Here is a 19090-nt window from a genome sequence, read left to right as displayed (position 1 = left end):
TTATGGATATTGAATTATTTGATTATGATCTCCCAGAAGAATTAATTGCACAGACACCATTAAAGAAACGTGATACTTCACGTTTAATGGTTCTAGATAAAGAAACAGGAAATGTTGAACATAAACATTTCTATGATATTCTCGATTATCTAAAGCCTGGTGATGTGCTTGTAAGAAATAATACAAAGGTTATTCCAGCACGTCTTTATGGTCTTAAGGAAGAAACTGGTGGACATGTAGAAGTTCTTTTATTAAAGGATCTTCATGATGATTTATGGGAATGTTTAGTAGGTAATGCGAAGATTGTAAAGCTAGGTACTGTGATTACTTTTGGTGATGGTCGTTTAAAGGCTCAGTGTACTGAAATCAGAGAAGAAGGTATTCGTATCTTCAAGATGATTTATGATGGAATTTTCTATGAAATTCTTGATCAGTTAGGTATTATGCCTTTACCACCATATATTAAAGAAAAGTTAAATGATCCTGATCGTTATCAGACAGTCTATGCAAAGGTAGAAGGTAGTGCTGCTGCCCCTACTGCAGGCTTACATTTTACTGAAGAACTACTTCAGAAAGTAAGAGAAAAAGGGGTTGAAATCCTAGATGTGACTTTACATGTTGGTTTAGGTACATTTAGACCTGTTAAGGTAGAAAATGTATTAGAACATCATATGCATAGTGAATATTATGAAATCAGTGAAGAAGTCGCTGAAAAATTAAATCAGGCTAAAAAAGAAGGTAGACGTATTATTGCGGTGGGTACTACTTCTTGCCGTACACTAGAAGCCAACCATTCTAAATATGGATGCTTCAAAGCAACTCATGAAAATACAAATATCTTTATTTATCCTGGTTATACATTTACTGGTATTGATGCATTGATCACAAACTTCCATCTTCCTAAATCTACATTAGTGATGCTTGTAAGTGCTCTTGCAGGTAGAGAACATATCTTAAATGCCTATAAGATTGCAGTAAATGAGAAGTATCGTTTCTTCTCATTTGGTGATGCAATGTTTATTCACTAATGAAACAGAATTATCGTTTAGTGATGTTGGAGACTCTTAAACATTTAGAAGGACGTCCAAAGTTATTGCTTCATGCATGCTGTGGTCCTTGTTCTTCTAATGTAATTAAAGAGTTATGTCAGTACTTTGATATTACTATTTATTATACAAATAGTAATATCTACCCTGCTGATGAGTATCATCGTCGTGAATCTGAGTTAGAAAGATTTGTGAAAGAGTTCAATGATAAAGAGAACCAGAATGTACAAGTGGTAGAAGATGCCTATGATCCTGAAGAGTATTTAACGCATATTGCGCCATATAAGGATACTGGGGAAAAGGGCTACCGCTGTTATGTGTGTTATAAAGTAAGAATGGAGAAAGCAAGAGATTATGCTAGAATGCATGGTTTTGATTATTGGACAACTGTGTTGTCTGTTTCTCCTCATAAGAATAGCCAATGGATCAATGAGATTGGTGATGATTTAGATCTAGAAACGCCAAAATTCCTTCATAGTGATTTTAAGAAGGATAATGGTTATTTGAAATCAACACGTATGAGTGATGAATATCATATGTATAGACAGAACTACTGTGGCTGTGTTTATAGCTATCAGGAGATGCTAGAAAGAGAAAAAACAGACCTCTAATGAGATCTGTTTTTTAAGTTATCTAAGAATAGTTTAATCTTCTCAGTCGCAATTTTTAATTCTTCTAGTGAGTATGCATAAGAGACACGAATAAATCCTTCTCCAGCATCACCAAAGGCTGTACCTGGTACACAGGCTACCTTCTGATCATTTAATAGTTCTTCACAGAATTCTTCAGATGTGAGTCCTGTAGAACGGATACATGGGAATACATAGAAAGCACCCATTGGGTTAAATGTATGAAGTCCCATATCATTAAATGTTTTTACAAGGAAGTTTCTACGTGAGAGATAAGAGGCTCTCATTTCTTCTACTTCTTTATCACAATGTCTCAGTCCATCTATTGCACCATATTGTGCACCAGTAGGTGCTGACATGATAATATACTGATGAATCTTACACATTGCCTTAGAGAGTACTGGGTTTGCAAGGACATAACCTAATCTCCAGCCTGTCATAGCATAAGCTTTAGAGAAACCATTGATGACAACAATCTGATCTCTGATTTCTGGGAATGAAGCCAATGTACTAAATGGTTCTTCATAACTTAATTCTGCATAAATTTCATCTGATATAACGATAATACCTGATTCTTTAATAATCGGTACAAGTTTCTCATAGTCTTCTCTTGTCATTGCCCCACCTGTTGGATTTGATGGGAAGTTGATCAACATGACCTTTGTTTTTGGTGTAATAGCTGCTTTGAGCTTTTCAGGTGTTAATTTGAATTCATCTTTTTCTTCTAGGTGAATTCTTACAGGTACTCCTCCTGAAAGAATAACACTTGGTTCATAAGCGACATATCCTGGGTCTAAGATAATCATTTCATCACCTGGATTCATTAAGGCTCTTACTGCGATATCGATACCTTCTGAACCACCTACAGTCACAATAATTTCATTTTCAGGATCATAATGTACACCAAAACGACGATAATAATAATTACTAATTTCCTGACGTAATTCTAATAAACCTCTGTTTGCAGTATAGAAAGTACGTCCTTTTTCAATTGAATAGATTGCAGCTTCTCTAATCTTCCAAGGTGTCGCAAAATCAGGTTCCCCTACACCTAATGAAATAACACCTTCCATCTGGTTCGCAAGATCAAAGAACTTACGAATACCACTTGGTTTAATAGTTTGTGCTGCAGTACTTAATTTCTTCTCATAATCCATTTTATGGAGTCACCACCAGTCGCGTATTTTTACCATCTTCATCATCTACTAGGACATGTCCATCTGTCTTATATGGCTTTAACACAAATGTTGTTTTTGTTCCTGTAACACCAGGAATACATGCTAATTTAGATGCAACAAAGTGCGCGACTTCCTGCATAGTACGACCCTTTACAATGCACATAAAATCATAATCACCAGATAATAAATACATTGTTTCAATTTCTTCGTACTTATAAATGTGTGACGCAATACGATCATAACCATATTCTCTTTCAGGAATCGCATTAATCTCAATCATCGCAGTCACAAGTTCAGTATTTGTCTTGTCCCAGTTGACAATAGTATGGTAACCACAAATAATCTTCTCTTTTTCTAGTCTATTTAATCTTTCTACAATGCTGTCTTTAGATTCTGCTAGCGCGGCGGCTAGGTCAGAAACCTTATATCTTGCATTTTTCTGTAATAATTGAATTAAAAGACCATCACTCATAGATAAAAGTTCCTTATTATCCAACCTTTTGTCCTCCTTTGACTATTGTACAATCATTTTATAATAATGAAACTCATTAGTAAATAGAGAATAATTGTGATAAAATATTTTCATGTGGAGGTGTCCTATGAAAACGTTTTATGTTGCAAGTTACGGTAAAGGTAACGATAAAGGAATCTATATCGTTTCTTTTAATGAAGAAACATTAGAATTAAAGAAAATACAACAGATTTTAACTCAAGATTTTCCATCATATCTGATTACGAAGAATAAAGAACTTTATGTATCTTATAAGAATGCAAGATCTAATAATGAAGGTGGAGGATTAGGAAGTTTTAGTATTCATAAGAATGAATTGATTCTTAATAATAACTATTCTTCTTCTGGTAGAAGTTATACACATTTATGTATCTCTGATGATAATAAGTATATCTTTGCTGCAAACTATCATGTTGGTGCAACAGCTGCTTATAAACTAGAAAATTATCGTATTGATCATAAGATTGGTGCTGTGAGACATACTGGTATGGGGCCTGATTTATTAAAGAGACAGACTGCACCTCATGTACATAATGTAGGTTTTACACCTGACAGACGTTTCTTATATGCTGTAGATTTAGGTGCTGATAAGATTGTGATGTACAATTATAAAGATGGTGTTCTTAAAGAGAATACAGATTATACAGTAAATGTTGTACCTGGTTCTGGTCCTAGACATTTGATTTTCTCACAGGATGGACGTTTTGGTTATCTCATTAATGAGATTGCGAATAAGATCATGGTCTTTAAATATAATGAGGGTCGTATGAGTTTAGTTCAGGCCATTCATTGTGTTCCACGTCATTTTAAGGGATTTAATGCAGCTGCCGCAATTCATCTCACAAAGAGTGGAGAACATCTACTTATTTCTAATAGAGGTCATAATTCTATTGCCTTATATAGAGTCAATAAAGAGAATGGTAAGATTTCTTTACTTTATATGGTACATACTGGTAAAGAACCAAGAGACTTCAATATTATTGATGATAAGTATGTTATTGTAGGTGCACAGGAAGATAATAAACTTCAGGTACTTACTTTTGATGAAGAGAATGAAAAGCTATTGATGACAGATTCTGAATTAGAGATTCCTGCACCTGTATGCGTATGTGTTGAAGATTGAGCTTAGCTCAATCTTTTTTAATATATCATTAAGTAATTTAAAGATTCTTTGAGAATAAATATATAGGAGGTTCTCTATGGAAGAATTGATGAGAAATTTATATTTATTCTTAACAGAAGCAGAGAGAGGTGATGTATTAAGAATACATGTAACTGAAACAGATGAATGTTATGAATTTAGTTATGATGAAGTTATGGATATTGTGTTCCATAATAGAATTCCAGAAAGATTTAAAAAAGAAGTAGATCCTAATAATTAGGACCTACTTCTTTACTTTTAGAGTAATGATGACTTCGTCATCTGTTTCATCGATGTTTTCTTCTACATCAGTTCCTGCATCAGTGACCATCTTTACTGCTTGATTGATTGTATTGATTGCAATTTTAACACTTCTAGAGAATTTACGTACACGTGGTTTTTCTTTTTTAGGTGTTAATAGTTTCGCAATTCTTTTTTCTGTTTCATCGACAGTCAAATTCTGTTCAAGAATCTCCTTCAACATATTATTTTGTTGTGCTGTATCTTCTAGTTTTAATAAAGCACGGGCATGTCTTTCAGAGATTTCTTTTTTCTTAACTGATTCCTGTACAGTGATAGGAAGCTTTAAGAGTCTAAGTTTATTAGCTACTGTAGACTGCTTCTTACCTACCTTTTCAGCGAGTTGGGCTTGTGTTAAACCCTGTGTATCTAAAATCTGCTGATAAGCTAAGGCTTCTTCTATCGCTGAAAGATTTTCTCTTTGAATATTTTCTACTAATGCGGCATTGGCAGTCTGATTGTCATCAAGTTCCTGAATAATACATGGTACTTCTGTAATACCTGCTAGTTTACAGGCACGGTATCTTCTTTCCCCTACAACAATCTGATATTTACCTTCATATTCTCTGACTACGATAGGCTGTAAGAGACCATTCTGCATAATAGATTCAGCGAGTTCCTGGATCTTCTCATCTTCAAAATGAGTTCTTGGCTGTTCCTTATTCGCAACAATATCATTGATGTCTAAGAAACAATAAGCATCTTTAATAACGTTCCTTTTCTTTCTATAAAGGCTTCTTCTTAATTTGTCCATAGTTTCTTGGGTACTTTGCAGGTGTTGATTTCACTTTCTTGATCACGATGTTATGACGATGATCATTCTGATCACTTAAAGTAAAAGTAAAATCATCCATCACTTCTCCTCCAAGTACCTTTATGCCTCCCTTCGCATCTTTTAATTCTTCAAGGGCTTTGAGTCCTTTTAATGAAAGGAAGTAACCATCTTTCTTCACTAATGGGAGACAAAGTTCATCTAAGATATTTAATCTTGCAACCGCACGTGCCATGACAATATCAAATGATTCACGATGATCTTTACAGAAATCTTCAGCACGTGATGCAACTGCTTGAATATGATCTAATTCTAATTCTTTAAATAAATGATTCAAGAATGTAATTCTCTTATTCAAAGAATCTACAATAGTGACATTTAATTCTGGATAAACGATTTTAAGTGGAACTGAAGGGAATCCAGCACCTGCACCTACATCGCAGATTGTTTGATTAGAGAATGGGAAATCAAACGCAATTGTAAGAGAATCATAGAAGTGTTTTAAATAAACACCTTCTCTATCTGTAATAGCGGTTAAATTCATCTTCTCATTCCATTCTACAAGTATTTCATAATACTTTTCAAACTGTTCAATCTGTTTTTCTGAAAGCACAATGCCTTTTTCTTCTAAGCTCACAATAAATTCTTGTTGTGTCATATTAATCTCCGTATTGTGTTTTTAAGTGAATAAGTAAAACAGAAATATCTGCAGGATTAATACCAGAAATACGTGTTGCCTGACCAATAGTGACAGGTCTGACCTTCTTTAGTTTCTGTCTTGCTTCTAATGATAAGTTTAATACATCATCATAGTTTAAGTCAGCAGGAATCTGCTTTTCTTCCATATTCTTTACTTTTTCTACTTGTCTTAGTGTTTTTTCAATATATCCCTTATATTTAATAAGAATAGTGACTCTTCTCATTTCTTCTTCAGTTAAGTCAACATGTTCAATATAAGGTAATAAGTCTTCATAAACTAATTCTGGTCTTTGAAGAATAGCACGGGCAGTTACACCTTCTTTTAAACGTGTTGAGCCCTTCTCTTCTAAGAGGTCATTGATTTCACTCTTAGGTGAGAAATGAATGGTATCAAGACGTTCTATTTCAGCATGGATACGATTCATTTTATCTAGATAACGTGAATAGACTTCATCATTTACAAGACCTGCATCATGGCCATATTTTCTTAATCTTTCATCCGCATTATCATGTCTTAATAATAATCTATATTCAGCACGACTTGTTAACATACGATATGGTTCTTTAGTACCTTTAGTCACTAAGTCATCAATCAATACACCAATATAAGCTTCATCACGTTTCAAGATTAAAGGTTTATTGCCCTTTACCTTCTTAGACGCATTAATACCGGCAATAAGACCCTGACCTGCTGCTTCTTCATAACCTGAAGTACCATTGATCTGACCTGCAGTAAAGAGATTTTTTAAAACCTTTGTTTCTAGACTAGGCCATAACTGTAATGGATCAATCGCATCATATTCAATCGCATATGCGTATTTTAAAATAGTGCAGTTTTCAAGTCCTGGTAATGAATGTACCAGCTTTTCCTGAATATCATGAGGCATTGATGTAGAGAATCCCTGTACATAGATTGTATTCATTTCCTTAGATTCTGGTTCTAGGAAGATCTGATGTCTTTCCTTATCCGCAAACTTAACAACCTTATCTTCAATAGATGGACAATAACGTGGTCCAATACCTTTAATAAGTCCTGAGAACATCGCACATTTATCTAGATTATCTCTAATGAGTTTATGTGTTTCTGCCGTTGTATATGTTAAGTAACATACAGTCTGATCTTCTACTGGTGTGAAATGTGTTGTTTCATATGAGAATGAAAGTTTCGCATCTGTACCAGGCTGTACTGTTGTTTTTGAATAATCAATAGAATTGATTTCTACACGAGGTGGTGTACCTGTCTTTAATCTTTGGATTCTAAATCCATAATCCTTTAACTTACTTGATAAATATAAGCTTTCCTTCTGTTTATCTGGTCCACTAGGAGTCTTAGAATGACCTACAAGGACTTCAGCCTTTAAATAAGTTCCTGTAGTAAGAATTGTAGTATGAGATTCATAGCGAGTACCATCTGCAAGGATAACACCCTTACACTCATCACCTTCTACAATCAAATCCTCTACCATGGCTTCTACAATATCAAGATTTTCCTGCTGCTTTAATACTTTCTGCATATAGCGTGGATAAGCTTTCTTATCTGCCTGTGCACGAAGAGACTGAACACCTGGTCCTTTCGCAGTATTCAACATCTTCATCTGAAGGTAAGTCGCATCTGTAGTTTTACCCATCTGTCCCCCAAGTGCATCTATTTCTCTTACAATAATGCCCTTTGCAGGTCCTCCGATGGATGTATTACAAGGCATGCTTCCTGCATTAGAGAAGTTGCTTGTAATAAGTAATGTTTTATTTCCTGTTCTTGCACCAGCGAGACATGCTTCAATACCTGCATGGCCAGCACCTACAACTATAATATCGTACACTATAAACGACCTTCCTTTCTTATTTAATACGTGTTTATATTAACACATCAATTCGCGTTTGTCATTATACCACAAATGCATTATTATGGTGTAAAATTCAGTCAAAAATGTTGGTGATATGATATAATGAAAACGGTGATGAACGGTGAAAGAAAGAGATATTTTAAAGATCTATAATAATTATTGTATCATTGGGATGAGTCCTGATCCTAGTAAGTATAGTTATCAAATATATCAACGTTTAAAGAATGCAGGTAAGCATGTGTATGGTATATCTCCTAAGTATGACACAATAGACAATGATAAGATGTATACATCTCTGATGGATATAGAGTATCCTGTAGATGTTGTTGTTTTTGTCGTCAATAAAACAATTGGTATGACTTATATAAGAGATATGAGAGAGCTTGGTATTAAGTATGCCTGGATGCAGCCAGGAACTTATGATGAAGAATTACTTCATGCTTTTCATGACCAGGGAATAGAAACAATAGAAAATTGTGTATTACAAGTCATGAATGGTTAAATCAAATATAGATTCATGTAATGGGAAGGTGATATCGACTTGGATATCATCTTTTTTAGTATCTTTCAAATCTACTGTACCTAATGTTTCTTTTCTATCTGATATCACTTGATAACCAAAATCATATTGCTGGGATAAAGAGAAACCAATAGAACTCATAATGACAGGATCACCATGTAATTGAATCATCTGTTCTGTCTGTAATCTAAAGAAGTTCTGATAAGGAATCTGGTCAATGCCTGTTTCTAATGCCTGTTCAACAGCCATAAAGAAATAAGAAGAGAACTTCCCATAAGGAAAGCCTACGACATAAGGCGTGCCATACTTCTCTTTTAATAATTCAGCAATCTTTAATCCTTTCACTGATACTACAATATTTACATCTGCATAACCGGCCATATCAAGTGATGTATCATGATATAAGAAAGTTGTAAGGACATTGTATTTCTGTTCAGTAAAATAATCCTTTAATATTTCATAGACTTCTTCATCAAATAAATCAGGTGTTAAACCTAATAGATTAATAGAAGTTACAGGCATCTGTAAGTTATATTGAATGTCTGGTAATTGATCGACTAATGTGCATAATTCTTCTTCTGTATAATTCATATATGTACCTCATTTTTTCTTCATTATATCATAGTTTTTAGTTTGCACGAACTAACTATTCGGTTATAATATAGTTAGGTAATACTAACACAGGAGGAGATGTTATGAACTTTTTAGAAATAAAAGGGTTAAAGAAATCTTTTGGACAGGGAGAGAGTCATATTGATGTATTAAAGGGGATTGATATGACTATTAATCAAGGGGAATTTTGTGTACTACTTGGTCCTTCTGGTTCTGGTAAATCTACACTACTTAATATTATTGGGGGTATTGATAGTTTAGATGAGGGAGAACTTATTATTAATAAACATCGTTTAAAGACAATGAAAGAGAAGGAATTAAGTTATTACAGACGTGATCATCTAGGTTATATATTCCAGATGTATAATTTAATTCCTAACTTAACAGTGAGAGAGAATATCGAAGTAGGTGCTTATTTAAGTAAGAAGCCTTTGGATATTGATGATTTATTACATACACTTGGTTTATATGAACACCAGAATAAACTACCTAATCAATTATCAGGTGGACAGCAGCAACGTACTGCAATCGGACGTGCAGTTGTAAAGAATCCAGATATTCTTCTTTGTGATGAACCAACAGGTGCACTTGATTATCGTACTTCTCAGGATATATTACAGTTGATCTGTGATATTAATGAAAAGTTTGGAAATACAATCATCATGGTGACTCATAATGAATCTATTAAGTATATTGCGAATCATATATTTGTATTACATGATGGAAGAATTAAAGAAGACTATATCAATACAAATCGTAAACGAGTCAATGAGGTGGATTGGTAGTATGAAGAATCCATTAAATAAACGTTTTATACGTGAATTAAAAGAAGACTGGAGTAAGTATCTTGTCATCTTCTTATTGATGACAGGTATGATTGGTCTTGTATCTGGTTTTATTGTGGCGGATGAGAGTATGATCAAAGCTTATAATGAAAGTTTTGAGAAGTATACGATTGAAGATGGTCACTTTAATGTAGATAAGAAACTAAATAATCAGTCATTGATCAATATTTCTAAAGCTGGTGTGCGTCTTTATGATCATTCCTATGTAGAAGAAACATTGATCAATGGAAATAAATTACGTATCTTTGCGACACCTCAAAGTGTGAATAAAGTATGTGTGATGAAAGGAAGACTTCCTCAAAATGATAAAGAAATTGCGATAGATCGCATGTATGCCGTCAACAACAAGTTATCTATCGGGGATACGATTAAGAGTCAGAATCATTCATTAAAGATCTGTGGTTTAGTGGCTTTACCAGATTATTCCGCATTATTTGAGAATAACAGCGATACGATGTTTGATGCCATCAAGTTTGGTGTGGCTGTTGTACAACCTTCTTTATTTAATCAATGGGATACAACACATATGACCTATAGTTATTCATGGCTTTATACAAATAAACCAAAGAATGAAGAAAAGAAATCTGAATCATTCTTAAAGTTATTGAATAAAGAAGTACATCTAGAAGAATATATTCCTCAATATGAGAATCAAGCTATTCATTTTACTGGTGATGATATGGGTAGTGATGGCGTGATGGTCAGACTTCTCTTATATATCATGATTGTGATTATCGCATTTGTGTTTGCAGTCACTATGACCAATACAATCCAGAAAGAATCTAATGTGATTGGGACATTACTTGCATCTGGTTATACAAAGAAAGAATTAATCAGTCACTATATGACACTTCCTATTATTGTGACACTTATTAGTGCCTTGATAGGTAATATTCTAGGTTATACCTATTTTAGAACGACTATGGCGAATTTATATTATGCCAGTTATAGTTTAACGACTTATCAAACAGTATGGAGTGCAAGTGCTTTTATTCAGACAACAATTATACCTGTTATACTCATGTTTATTATTAATCTCTTTATATTAAATAGACAGTTGTCTCTATCTCCTCTTAAATTCTTAAGAAGAGATTTAAAGAGACATAAACAGTCACATGTCATGCCTTTGTCCACACGTATTCCTTTTATTACACGTTTTAGAACACGTATTATTCTTCAGAATAAAGCCCATTATTTGGTAATGTTTATTGGATTAATGTTTGCGAATATGATCTTATTATTTGGACTTGCGATGCCAGATATTATCAATTCCTATGGAACCAATATTAAACAGAATATGTTTGCGGATTATCAATATATTCTTAAAGTACCAGCAAGCTTGCAGTCTAGTGAAAAGAGTTTTTCTAATATGATAGAAGCTTATACTTTCACAAAAGGAATAGAAACAGAAGAAAAGACAGCTGAGAAGTTTAGTGCTTATAGCTTAAAGATGGAAGACAATACTTTGGATACGGTGACTGTATATGGAGTAAAGAAGAACAGTCGTTATGTTTCTATTAATGATGGTGTTTATGTATCAAGTGCTTATGCAAATAAATATCATATCCATAAGGGCGATGTACTTCACTTAAAGACAGAGTATACAAATAAGAAGTATACATTAAAGGTCAGTGGAGAATATAACTATCCAGGTGCGATTGCGATATTCATGAATCAGAAAAAAATGAATCAGTTATTTGATTTAGATGATGATTATTTTTCTGGATATTTCTCTAAGAATCCTATTACTGATATCAATGAAAAGTATATAGGAACTACTATTGATTATGATTCATTAAGTAAAGTATCTCGACAATTGAATGTTTCTATGGGAGGTATGGCTTATTTACTTTGTGGAATGGCTGTCATCATGTTTATTGTGCTTATTTATCTTCTTACAAAAACAATTATTGAAAAGAATGCGCAATCTATTTCTATGACTAAGATTCTTGGTTATACCAATCATGAAGTAAGTTCTATTTATATTGTATCGACATCTATTATTGTATCTTTGTTTATTCTTCTCACTGTGCCATTAGATTATGCGATATTAAAGCCTATATTTGAGGCAATGATGAAAGAGGAGATGGCAGGATGGATGCCTTTAACGGTAAGTAACCTTACTTTCTTAAAGACAATCGTTATTGGTTTTATCAGTTATTTCATAGTGATGTTAATTGAGTATCAAAAGATTAAAAAGATTCCAATGCAGGATGCATTGAAGAATGTGGAATAGGGGGGGACTTGTATGAATAAGAAGTTAATAGCGATACTATGTTGTATCATGCTTACAGGATGTACAACGGAGACAAAGACTAATAAAACAAAGACTATTAAAGAAGAAACACCTGTTGTACTTACAACTAATGGACATGATGTAAAGGAAGCAGTAAATAAGAGTGAAACCATTACTGTAAAGACAAATACACTTGGAGAGATAAAAAGCACAAAAGCGGAAGTGACTATTCCTTCTATAAGTGAAGGTGATCTTATTCAAGATACAACTGTATTAAAGGATATCAGTAATAAGGGTGATGAGAATATAACTTTGAATAATCATCAATTATTGATAGAGAATAATAAGAATAGTATTCAGTATGAAGGTACTTTAGATGCAGCACTTCCTGTTGGTGTCGATGTGACTTATTATTTGGATGGACAGAAAGTGACAGATATCAAAGGTAAAACAGGGACATTAAAGGCTGTATTTAAGTATAAAAATAATACTGAGACTCCTTTTGTAGCGACTACTATTATGCTTCTTCCTCAAGAAACAGTCAGTGATATTGAAGTGAAGAATGGGAAGAGTATGTTGATGGATGATTATCAAGCCATTGTTGGAATAGGATGTCCTGGTTATGAACCATTCAAGGATTCTATGGAAGTGACTATGAAGATCAAGAGCTTCCAATGTGACTATATGAGTACTATATTTACTGAAGGTATCTTTAAAGATTTAGACTTAAGTGAACTCACAAAGACAACGGATCAATTAAATCAATCATCACAGAAGTTAGTAGAAGGTTCAGCACAATTACTCGCAGGATGTACAACGTATGGACAATATCTTCATACATATATGTCCAATGTGTCAAAAGTAAGTGAAGGAGCCAATGCATTGTTAGAAGGTTCTAAACAATATGATGCGTCTACACAGGCACTGATTAAAAACTTAATATCTTCTATGAAGGATCCTACAGAACTGATTCAATCTAAAATAAATAACATTGATCTCACTGATGAACAGCGTGCTGCAGTAAACAGAGCGATTAGTGAAGGTGTTCAGGAAAGCTTAATGTCAAATAAGAAGAGTCTTGAACAACTCTCACAACTGCTTTCTCAAAGTCCTGTATCAAGACAATTAGAGACATTATCTTCTAGCTTATCAGAGTTGAGTCAAGCTGGGAATGAACTTTCTCAACAATACCAGACTCTTACAACTGGCGCAAAAAGCTTATCTGAAGGAATGAGTCTATTTGATCAGGAAGGTATTCAAAAAATCACTGATATAACTACAATTAAGAAGTTAAAAGAAAAAGACCATTATAGTGGTCTATCAGGAAACAATATCACAAATACTAAATTCATCTTTGAGATGGATACCTAGAACCTTGCATTCACAAGGTTCTTTTCATTTCTATCAGCTTTAATTTAGCTTATATGATATATATTTTTCATATTTCAAGAGTTACTGTATTTAAAGATTGTGAGTATGTTAAAATATGGACATGGAGGTGATATTCATGGATGATTTCTTAAGTGATATTTATACAATACTCTTTGCGAAATGGATTCTATTGCAGGAAGTGCCTGACTTTGAAACAAAAGTGAATGAAGACTATACAGAGATTCATTTCTATAATAAGCATGCCGATATTGAAATTGTCTTTAATCCATTGAATATCATAGAGTTTAAAGCAACCAATACACAATCTGGTGAGATTGAATATTATCTACATTTCCAGATGAAAACATTGAATCATGCAATAAAGTTATTTAAAGAACTCACTCATTATATGAAGCATATTGGTGAATCGCCTACTATTAAAATATTGTTGTGCTGTAGTGGTGGTTTAACAACCAGCTATTTTGCGATGAAGATGAATGAAGCCTCTAAATTAATGAGTCTTCCTTATGTGACAGAAGCAAGTGGTTATAATAATTTATACTATGTAGCACAGGATTATGATGTCGTTCTTTTAGCCCCACAGATTTCTTATTTACATGCTAAAGCATGTGATATTCTTAAAGATAAAATTGTCTTGAATGTACCACCTGAAGTATTTGCGAAATATGATGTAAAAGCCGTCTTTACACTTGTGAAAGAATCATTAGAGATTAAAAAGAACCAATCTGAGCAGAAGATTCCTTTACCTGTTATGTTGGATGTAGAAATTAAACATAAGACATTGGCTCTCTCTATTTTCCGTAATAAACAATCCATTCATGTTGCTTATCGTGTATATGATAAGAATCAAGAAATACTATTAGATAACGAAGTGATTAAACCTATAGTTAATCTTCAGGATATTTGTGACATTATTGATATTGCACGTCTTCATTATCCACGTATTCGTTATATTGGTATTGCGACTCCAGGTATTATTGATGATGGTTATGTGTCTTCTACAAGTTTAGTCGGATGGGAAACACCAGAGAGATTAGAAGACGTCCTCACTGAACGTTATCATTTGCCTGTATGTATATGTAATGATGTCAATGCAGCAGCTGTAGGTTATTATTCTTCACAGGATCAAGTAAGTTCACTGGCTTTCTTATTCCAGCCTGTACATGCAATAAGTGGTGCAGGTATTATTGTGGATAACTGCCTACTACATGGTATGCATAACTTAGTAGGAGAAGTACAATTTCTTCCTTTAGATTTAACAGAAGATAAAATGACACTCAGTATGTCTCCTGAAGGATGTATTGAGGTTGTCGCCCGTTATTTAGTATCTATTATCAGTTTATTAAGTCCTGAGGAACTTGTATTCTATTGTGACTTTATTCCTCATGTACTCCCATTATATGAAGAAATGGCCACTCTTATACCAAAAAAATATATTCCGCCTATTACCAAAGTAGATAACATGCAGGAATATATTCTTCTTGGGACTATGATATTAAGTACAACACAGAACTAAGAAAGTTCAATATAGTGTACAATACGATAGTCTATATTCTTTTCATAATCTTTATTAAAATAGCATGCATAGAGACAGTCTAATAAGAACTGTAATGAAGCTCTAGAAGAGAAAGATGCAATCTTTTCTTCTGAATCTTCATACGATGCAAAATAAAGATGATAATCAACGAGTTTAGATAATTCACTCTCTTTAGTAGAAGAAATAAGAACAGTTGTCACCTGGTTCTTATTCATCACACGGATGAAATCTTCTACATGAGGTGTTCTATTAGCATAGGAGATCACGATTGCGAGGTCTCCTTTTTTTAATGTTTCAGCCACCTTTGTTTGATAGAAAATCTGTTTTTCTACTATGACATCCTTACCTATTTCTAACATGTTCTGTCTAAAACACTCAGCCATGAAGAAATTACCTATAGAAGGAAATAATGCGATAGCATTCGCATCATACATCTTCTGGACAATTTTACCAAATTCATCGAGATTCACTAGGTTTAATGTAGAATGAAGTGTCTGATCATAGAGATTCAACATTTTAGTCATGATTTCATGGTTTGTGTTATTGATCCTGAAAGGATAGTTATAGTCTACTGAAACAAGTTCTTTCTGGTATCTTTCACGATCAAAATGAATATGGGATTTAAATGCCTGTAAACCTGAAAGTTCTAGTTTATCAATAATTCGATAAATAGTAGAAACAGACACATAGCTATTCTTAGAAATATCTGATGCAGACATATTCATAATATCTTCTGAATGTTCTATAACATAGTCTATAAGTGTTTTTTCACTTTCTGTAAGGGATAATTGTTCGAGCTTATCATATATGTTCATAAAAAGCCTCCTGATAGACTATATTATACTCTATTTTAATTACTATTTCTTTAACTGGAATACTTTAAGTGCATTCTCTGTTGTCTGTTTGGCGACTTCTTCGTAGCTTAATCCTTTTAGTTCAGCAATCTTCTGTGCAACAAAATAGACATTACCTGGTTCATTCTGTTTTCCTCTATAAGGTGCTGGTGTGAGATAAGGATCATCTGTTTCTACAAGTAGATAGTTTAAATCTACGCCTTCAGCGACTCTTTTAGGAACCTTCGCATTTTTAAAAGTAACAGGACCTGCCAAAGAAATATAATAACCAATCTTAATGAATCTTAAAGCCATCTCATAACTTCCACTATAACAATGCATAATACCCTTTACACCTGACTTAGAAAGAATATCCAATGTATCTTCATAAGCATCTCTGGCATGAATAGTAACAGGTAAAGATAATCTCTTGGCTATTTCTAACTGTTTCTTAAAACAGTCAATCTGTTTTTCTTTAGATACTTCATCCCAATAGTAATCTAATCCTATTTCACCTACAGCAACAACCTTAGGATCTTTCGCAAGTACTTCTATTGCCTCTAAATCCTCATCTGTTGTCTCTTTACAATCATTAGGACTAATACCTACTGCAGCATAAATAAAGTCATACTCATGCGCTATCTGTACTGCAAGACGTGAAGACTCTAAATCATAACCTACAACAGTAAAGTACTTCACACCTCTATCTATTGCATTTTGAATATATAAATCACGATTTTCAAATAATTGTTCACTATTTAAATGTGTATGTGTATTAAATAACATTTTTCTTATTACCTCGCTTTTAAACAAGTATACATAAAAAAAACAGGGGAATAAACCCCCTATTAGTAAAGGGCTGTCGTAATGAACAGCCCATCTTGCATCATTTACTGTCCTACTTATAGTTATTTCAGAAGTTAACTTATCAAGCTTAAAATATATTACATATTGATTTTTCCCATAAAATATTCTGTTTATCAAAGAATTGTTTTAATTTTTCGAGATCATTTGATTCCACATTTTTTCTTTCAAAAAATGTTGTATATCCTGCCTTAGTTATAAATAGTATAATTTCTTTTGTTTCTTTAACTTGTTTAATATCCTTATACATGATTTTACTCTTATTTTGAGTAGATTGTTCAACTGAAATAATTCCATCATTATCAAATATTAAATCGGTAATTACCTGATCTGATCCATATTTTTCTTTTTGAAGTTTTATTAATCTTTTCAACATAACTTCTGATTGAACAAAAGGTAATATACACAAAATAACTAACACTAGAGAAGATTTAATAAAATCAAACATATCACCATTAAATACGCTAATCAATGCGGCTAATAATGCTAAGACTGCTCCGCATAGAACAAAGAATTTGTATATAAAATGGAAAAAGAAGAATCTTACTTTTTTTAAATTCGAATAATTTATTATGTTATTTTTAACAGTTAATAGTTCCATTCTGTCTAACCTCACAAACCAAGAATATTTACAACTATAGATATTCTAACATAATAAACAATAATTATATATTATCAATTTTGAAAAGAAAAATGACAGTAATGAAGAAATTGAGAGATTACATGCATTTTTTGATAAGCAGAACATCACTTGGAAAAAATCAATTCTATAGTAAAGAAAACCTCTTTGATTCTCATATCAAAGAGGTTTTCTAATGCTTATAATTCTACTTTCTTACCGCCATACTTTCTTACTTTAAGAATATGACAAGAACCTTCACCAAAATACTTTTCAATTTCAGTCTTATATGTTTCTACATAATCATCTTCTACAAAGGCCTGAATCGTACCTGCAAATCCACCACCATGTACTCTACATACACCTTTATTACCTAGGATATCTTCAGATAAGCCTAAGGCAATAGAAACTGCCTGGTTTGTTTCATCATGGTTAGAATAGATATTCTGTAGGTATTTATAAGAACTGTCTCCTGATGATTTGATGACTGACTTGAATGTATCAAAATCATTGTTCTTTAAGGCAGATACTGCTTTTTCTACTCTTGCATCTTCCTTAAAGAAGTGTAATGCACGGATGACACAGCGGTCACTCATCTTTTCACGTAATTCAGGAATATGTGCTTTAAATTCTTCTTCTGATACTTCTCTTAAGAATTCTTTTCCAAAGAAGTGTGCTACTTCCTTCATTTCTGTAGGAATGGCGGCATAATCATCAGTTAAGTCTGCATGAGATGCATGAACATCTACAATACATAAACTATGATGGAATGAAGAGAAATCAACATCTACTTTTTCTACAACAGGATGATCATTGTCTTTAAAATCAATATGAATAAGAGCGCCTACTGAACTTGCACACTGGTCCATTAATCCACATGGTTTACCAAAATATACGTTTTCTGTATACTGACCAATCTGTGCAATCAATACTGGACTTACTGTCATATCATTATATAAACCTGATAATACAGTACCAATCATGACTTCAAATGCGGCTGATGAAGAAAGACCAGAACCCTGTAATACTTCACTTGTCATATAAGCTTCAAAACCACCAATATGAAGACCTAATTCCTTAAAGCGTGCAAGAGTACCTCTAATTAATCCTTCTGAAGTACCTTCTTCTTCAGCTTTCTTTTCTAAGTCATCTAAAGCTACAGCCTTTAAGTCATAATCATCAGATAATACCTTAATTTCACCATCTCTAGGTGCTGTAATCGCAATAATATCTAAGTTAATTGCAGCAGCTAATACTTCACCATGCTGGTGGTCTGTATGGTTACCAGATACTTCACTTCTGCCTGGTGCTGAGAATACTTCTACTTCCTTATCACCATAAAGTGAGATGAACTTTTCAATAGCTGCAATATATCTTTCTTTCTGAGTATCTAATAAAGACTCATCTACATAAATATCAGTTAATAAAGCATCTGCCTGACCATTTTTAATATCTTCAATAATCTGTGTTGCAAGTTTCATTATTTCCTCCATTTCCCCGCGCCTTCGTTGC

At 33.2% G+C, this 19090-nt stretch carries 19 protein-coding genes; 9 read left to right on the top strand and 10 right to left on the bottom strand.

The genetic code is table 11. The features are described 5' to 3' along the window. Nucleotides 1-2 precede the first annotated feature (2 nt). The gene (queA, locus tag QVO42_RS04185; RefSeq protein ID WP_215657597.1) at nucleotides 3-1028 is read left to right on the top strand and encodes a tRNA preQ1(34) S-adenosylmethionine ribosyltransferase-isomerase QueA; all 1026 of its coding nucleotides are present in this window, start codon (nucleotides 3-5) and stop codon (nucleotides 1026-1028) included. Beyond that, on the top strand, nucleotides 1028-1657 hold the full coding sequence (locus QVO42_RS04180) for an epoxyqueuosine reductase QueH (RefSeq protein WP_022424918.1): 630 nt from the start codon (nucleotides 1028-1030) through the stop codon (nucleotides 1655-1657). Before queA ends, QVO42_RS04180 begins: the two co-directional genes overlap by 1 nt. On the opposite strand, the gene QVO42_RS04175 is transcribed toward QVO42_RS04180, so the two are convergent. Next, on the bottom strand, nucleotides 1654-2832 hold the full coding sequence (locus QVO42_RS04175) for an aminotransferase class I/II-fold pyridoxal phosphate-dependent enzyme (RefSeq protein ID WP_022424917.1): 1179 nt from the start codon (nucleotides 2830-2832) through the stop codon (nucleotides 1654-1656). The genes QVO42_RS04180 and QVO42_RS04175 overlap by 4 nt on opposite strands. 1 nt (nucleotide 2833) lies before the next feature. Next, a complete protein-coding gene (locus QVO42_RS04170) occupies nucleotides 2834-3325 on the bottom strand; it encodes an Lrp/AsnC family transcriptional regulator (RefSeq protein ID WP_006506908.1) in 492 nt (163 codons plus the stop codon). 127 nt (nucleotides 3326-3452) lie between these two features. Here QVO42_RS04170 and QVO42_RS04165 point away from each other — a divergent pair, with 127 nt between their 5' ends. Together QVO42_RS04165 and QVO42_RS04160 are read left to right on the top strand one after the other, a co-directional pair. Further along, on the top strand, nucleotides 3453-4487 hold the full coding sequence (locus QVO42_RS04165; protein WP_022424915.1) for a lactonase family protein: 1035 nt from the start codon (nucleotides 3453-3455) through the stop codon (nucleotides 4485-4487). Between the two features lie 76 nt (nucleotides 4488-4563). Beyond that, nucleotides 4564-4746 carry a hypothetical protein gene (locus QVO42_RS04160; protein WP_022424914.1) on the top strand — a complete coding sequence of 61 codons (183 nt, stop codon included), beginning with the start codon at nucleotides 4564-4566 and terminating at the stop codon, nucleotides 4744-4746. 3 nt (nucleotides 4747-4749) lie between these two features. Here QVO42_RS04160 and noc read toward each other — a convergent pair whose 3' ends face one another. From noc to mnmG, 3 genes are read right to left on the bottom strand one after another with little or no spacing between them, the layout of a single operon-like run. Then, nucleotides 4750-5559, bottom strand: a complete 810-nt coding sequence (gene noc, locus QVO42_RS04155) for a nucleoid occlusion protein (protein WP_022424913.1) — start codon at nucleotides 5557-5559, stop codon at nucleotides 4750-4752. After that, nucleotides 5531-6235 carry a 16S rRNA (guanine(527)-N(7))-methyltransferase RsmG gene (rsmG, locus tag QVO42_RS04150; RefSeq protein WP_022424912.1) on the bottom strand — a complete coding sequence of 235 codons (705 nt, stop codon included), beginning with the start codon at nucleotides 6233-6235 and terminating at the stop codon, nucleotides 5531-5533. The genes noc and rsmG overlap by 29 nt, the downstream gene beginning before the upstream one ends. A 1-nt stretch (nucleotide 6236) precedes the next feature. After that, nucleotides 6237-8096 (bottom strand): tRNA uridine-5-carboxymethylaminomethyl(34) synthesis enzyme MnmG, encoded by a 1860-nt coding sequence (gene mnmG / locus QVO42_RS04145; RefSeq protein ID WP_022424911.1) that lies wholly within the window; start codon nucleotides 8094-8096, stop codon nucleotides 6237-6239. A gap of 145 nt (nucleotides 8097-8241) precedes the next feature. Here mnmG and QVO42_RS04140 point away from each other — a divergent pair, with 145 nt between their 5' ends. After that, nucleotides 8242-8622 carry a CoA-binding protein gene (locus QVO42_RS04140; RefSeq protein WP_022424910.1) on the top strand — a complete coding sequence of 127 codons (381 nt, stop codon included), beginning with the start codon at nucleotides 8242-8244 and terminating at the stop codon, nucleotides 8620-8622. Here QVO42_RS04140 and QVO42_RS04135 read toward each other — a convergent pair. Continuing rightward, on the bottom strand, nucleotides 8602-9231 hold the full coding sequence (locus tag QVO42_RS04135) for a nitrogenase component 1 family protein (RefSeq protein ID WP_022424909.1): 630 nt from the start codon (nucleotides 9229-9231) through the stop codon (nucleotides 8602-8604). The two genes, QVO42_RS04140 and QVO42_RS04135, sit on opposite strands and share 21 nt — an antisense overlap. A gap of 104 nt (nucleotides 9232-9335) precedes the next feature. Here QVO42_RS04135 and QVO42_RS04130 point away from each other — a divergent pair, with 104 nt between their 5' ends. From QVO42_RS04130 to QVO42_RS04115, 4 genes are all read left to right on the top strand, one after another. Continuing rightward, nucleotides 9336-10037, top strand: a complete 702-nt coding sequence (locus QVO42_RS04130) for an ABC transporter ATP-binding protein (protein WP_022424908.1) — start codon at nucleotides 9336-9338, stop codon at nucleotides 10035-10037. Between the two features lies 1 nt (nucleotide 10038). Then, the gene (locus QVO42_RS04125; RefSeq protein ID WP_022424907.1) at nucleotides 10039-12333 is read left to right on the top strand and encodes an ABC transporter permease; all 2295 of its coding nucleotides are present in this window, start codon (nucleotides 10039-10041) and stop codon (nucleotides 12331-12333) included. A gap of 12 nt (nucleotides 12334-12345) precedes the next feature. Further along, a complete protein-coding gene (locus QVO42_RS04120) occupies nucleotides 12346-13704 on the top strand; it encodes a hypothetical protein (protein WP_022424906.1) in 1359 nt (452 codons plus the stop codon). Between the two features lie 136 nt (nucleotides 13705-13840). Next, nucleotides 13841-15241, top strand: coding sequence for an ROK family protein (locus QVO42_RS04115; protein ID WP_022424905.1), 1401 nt, complete (start codon nucleotides 13841-13843; stop codon nucleotides 15239-15241). Here QVO42_RS04115 and QVO42_RS04110 read toward each other — a convergent pair. The 4 genes from QVO42_RS04110 to QVO42_RS04095 all read right to left on the bottom strand — a co-directional run bounded on the left by QVO42_RS04110 (nucleotide 15238) and on the right by QVO42_RS04095 (nucleotide 19059). After that, the gene (locus tag QVO42_RS04110; protein ID WP_022424904.1) at nucleotides 15238-16077 is read right to left on the bottom strand and encodes a MurR/RpiR family transcriptional regulator; all 840 of its coding nucleotides are present in this window, start codon (nucleotides 16075-16077) and stop codon (nucleotides 15238-15240) included. The two genes, QVO42_RS04115 and QVO42_RS04110, sit on opposite strands and share 4 nt — an antisense overlap. 42 nt (nucleotides 16078-16119) lie before the next feature. Continuing rightward, the gene (locus tag QVO42_RS04105) at nucleotides 16120-16881 is read right to left on the bottom strand and encodes a TatD family hydrolase (protein WP_022424903.1); all 762 of its coding nucleotides are present in this window, start codon (nucleotides 16879-16881) and stop codon (nucleotides 16120-16122) included. A gap of 148 nt (nucleotides 16882-17029) precedes the next feature. Then, a complete protein-coding gene (locus QVO42_RS04100; protein ID WP_022424902.1) occupies nucleotides 17030-17560 on the bottom strand; it encodes a YcxB family protein in 531 nt (176 codons plus the stop codon). A 218-nt stretch (nucleotides 17561-17778) separates the two neighbouring features. Beyond that, nucleotides 17779-19059: a galactokinase gene (locus QVO42_RS04095; protein WP_022424901.1), complete on the bottom strand. Its 1281-nt coding sequence runs from the start codon at nucleotides 19057-19059 to the stop codon at nucleotides 17779-17781. Nucleotides 19060-19090 lie beyond the last annotated feature (31 nt).

This window comes from Catenibacterium sp. CAG:290, assembly GCF_000437715.1.
In the GTDB taxonomy this organism is placed as follows: domain Bacteria; phylum Bacillota_I; class Bacilli_A; order Erysipelotrichales; family Coprobacillaceae; genus Catenibacterium; species Catenibacterium mitsuoka_A.
This window is presented reverse-complemented; position numbering and strand designations above follow the sequence as displayed.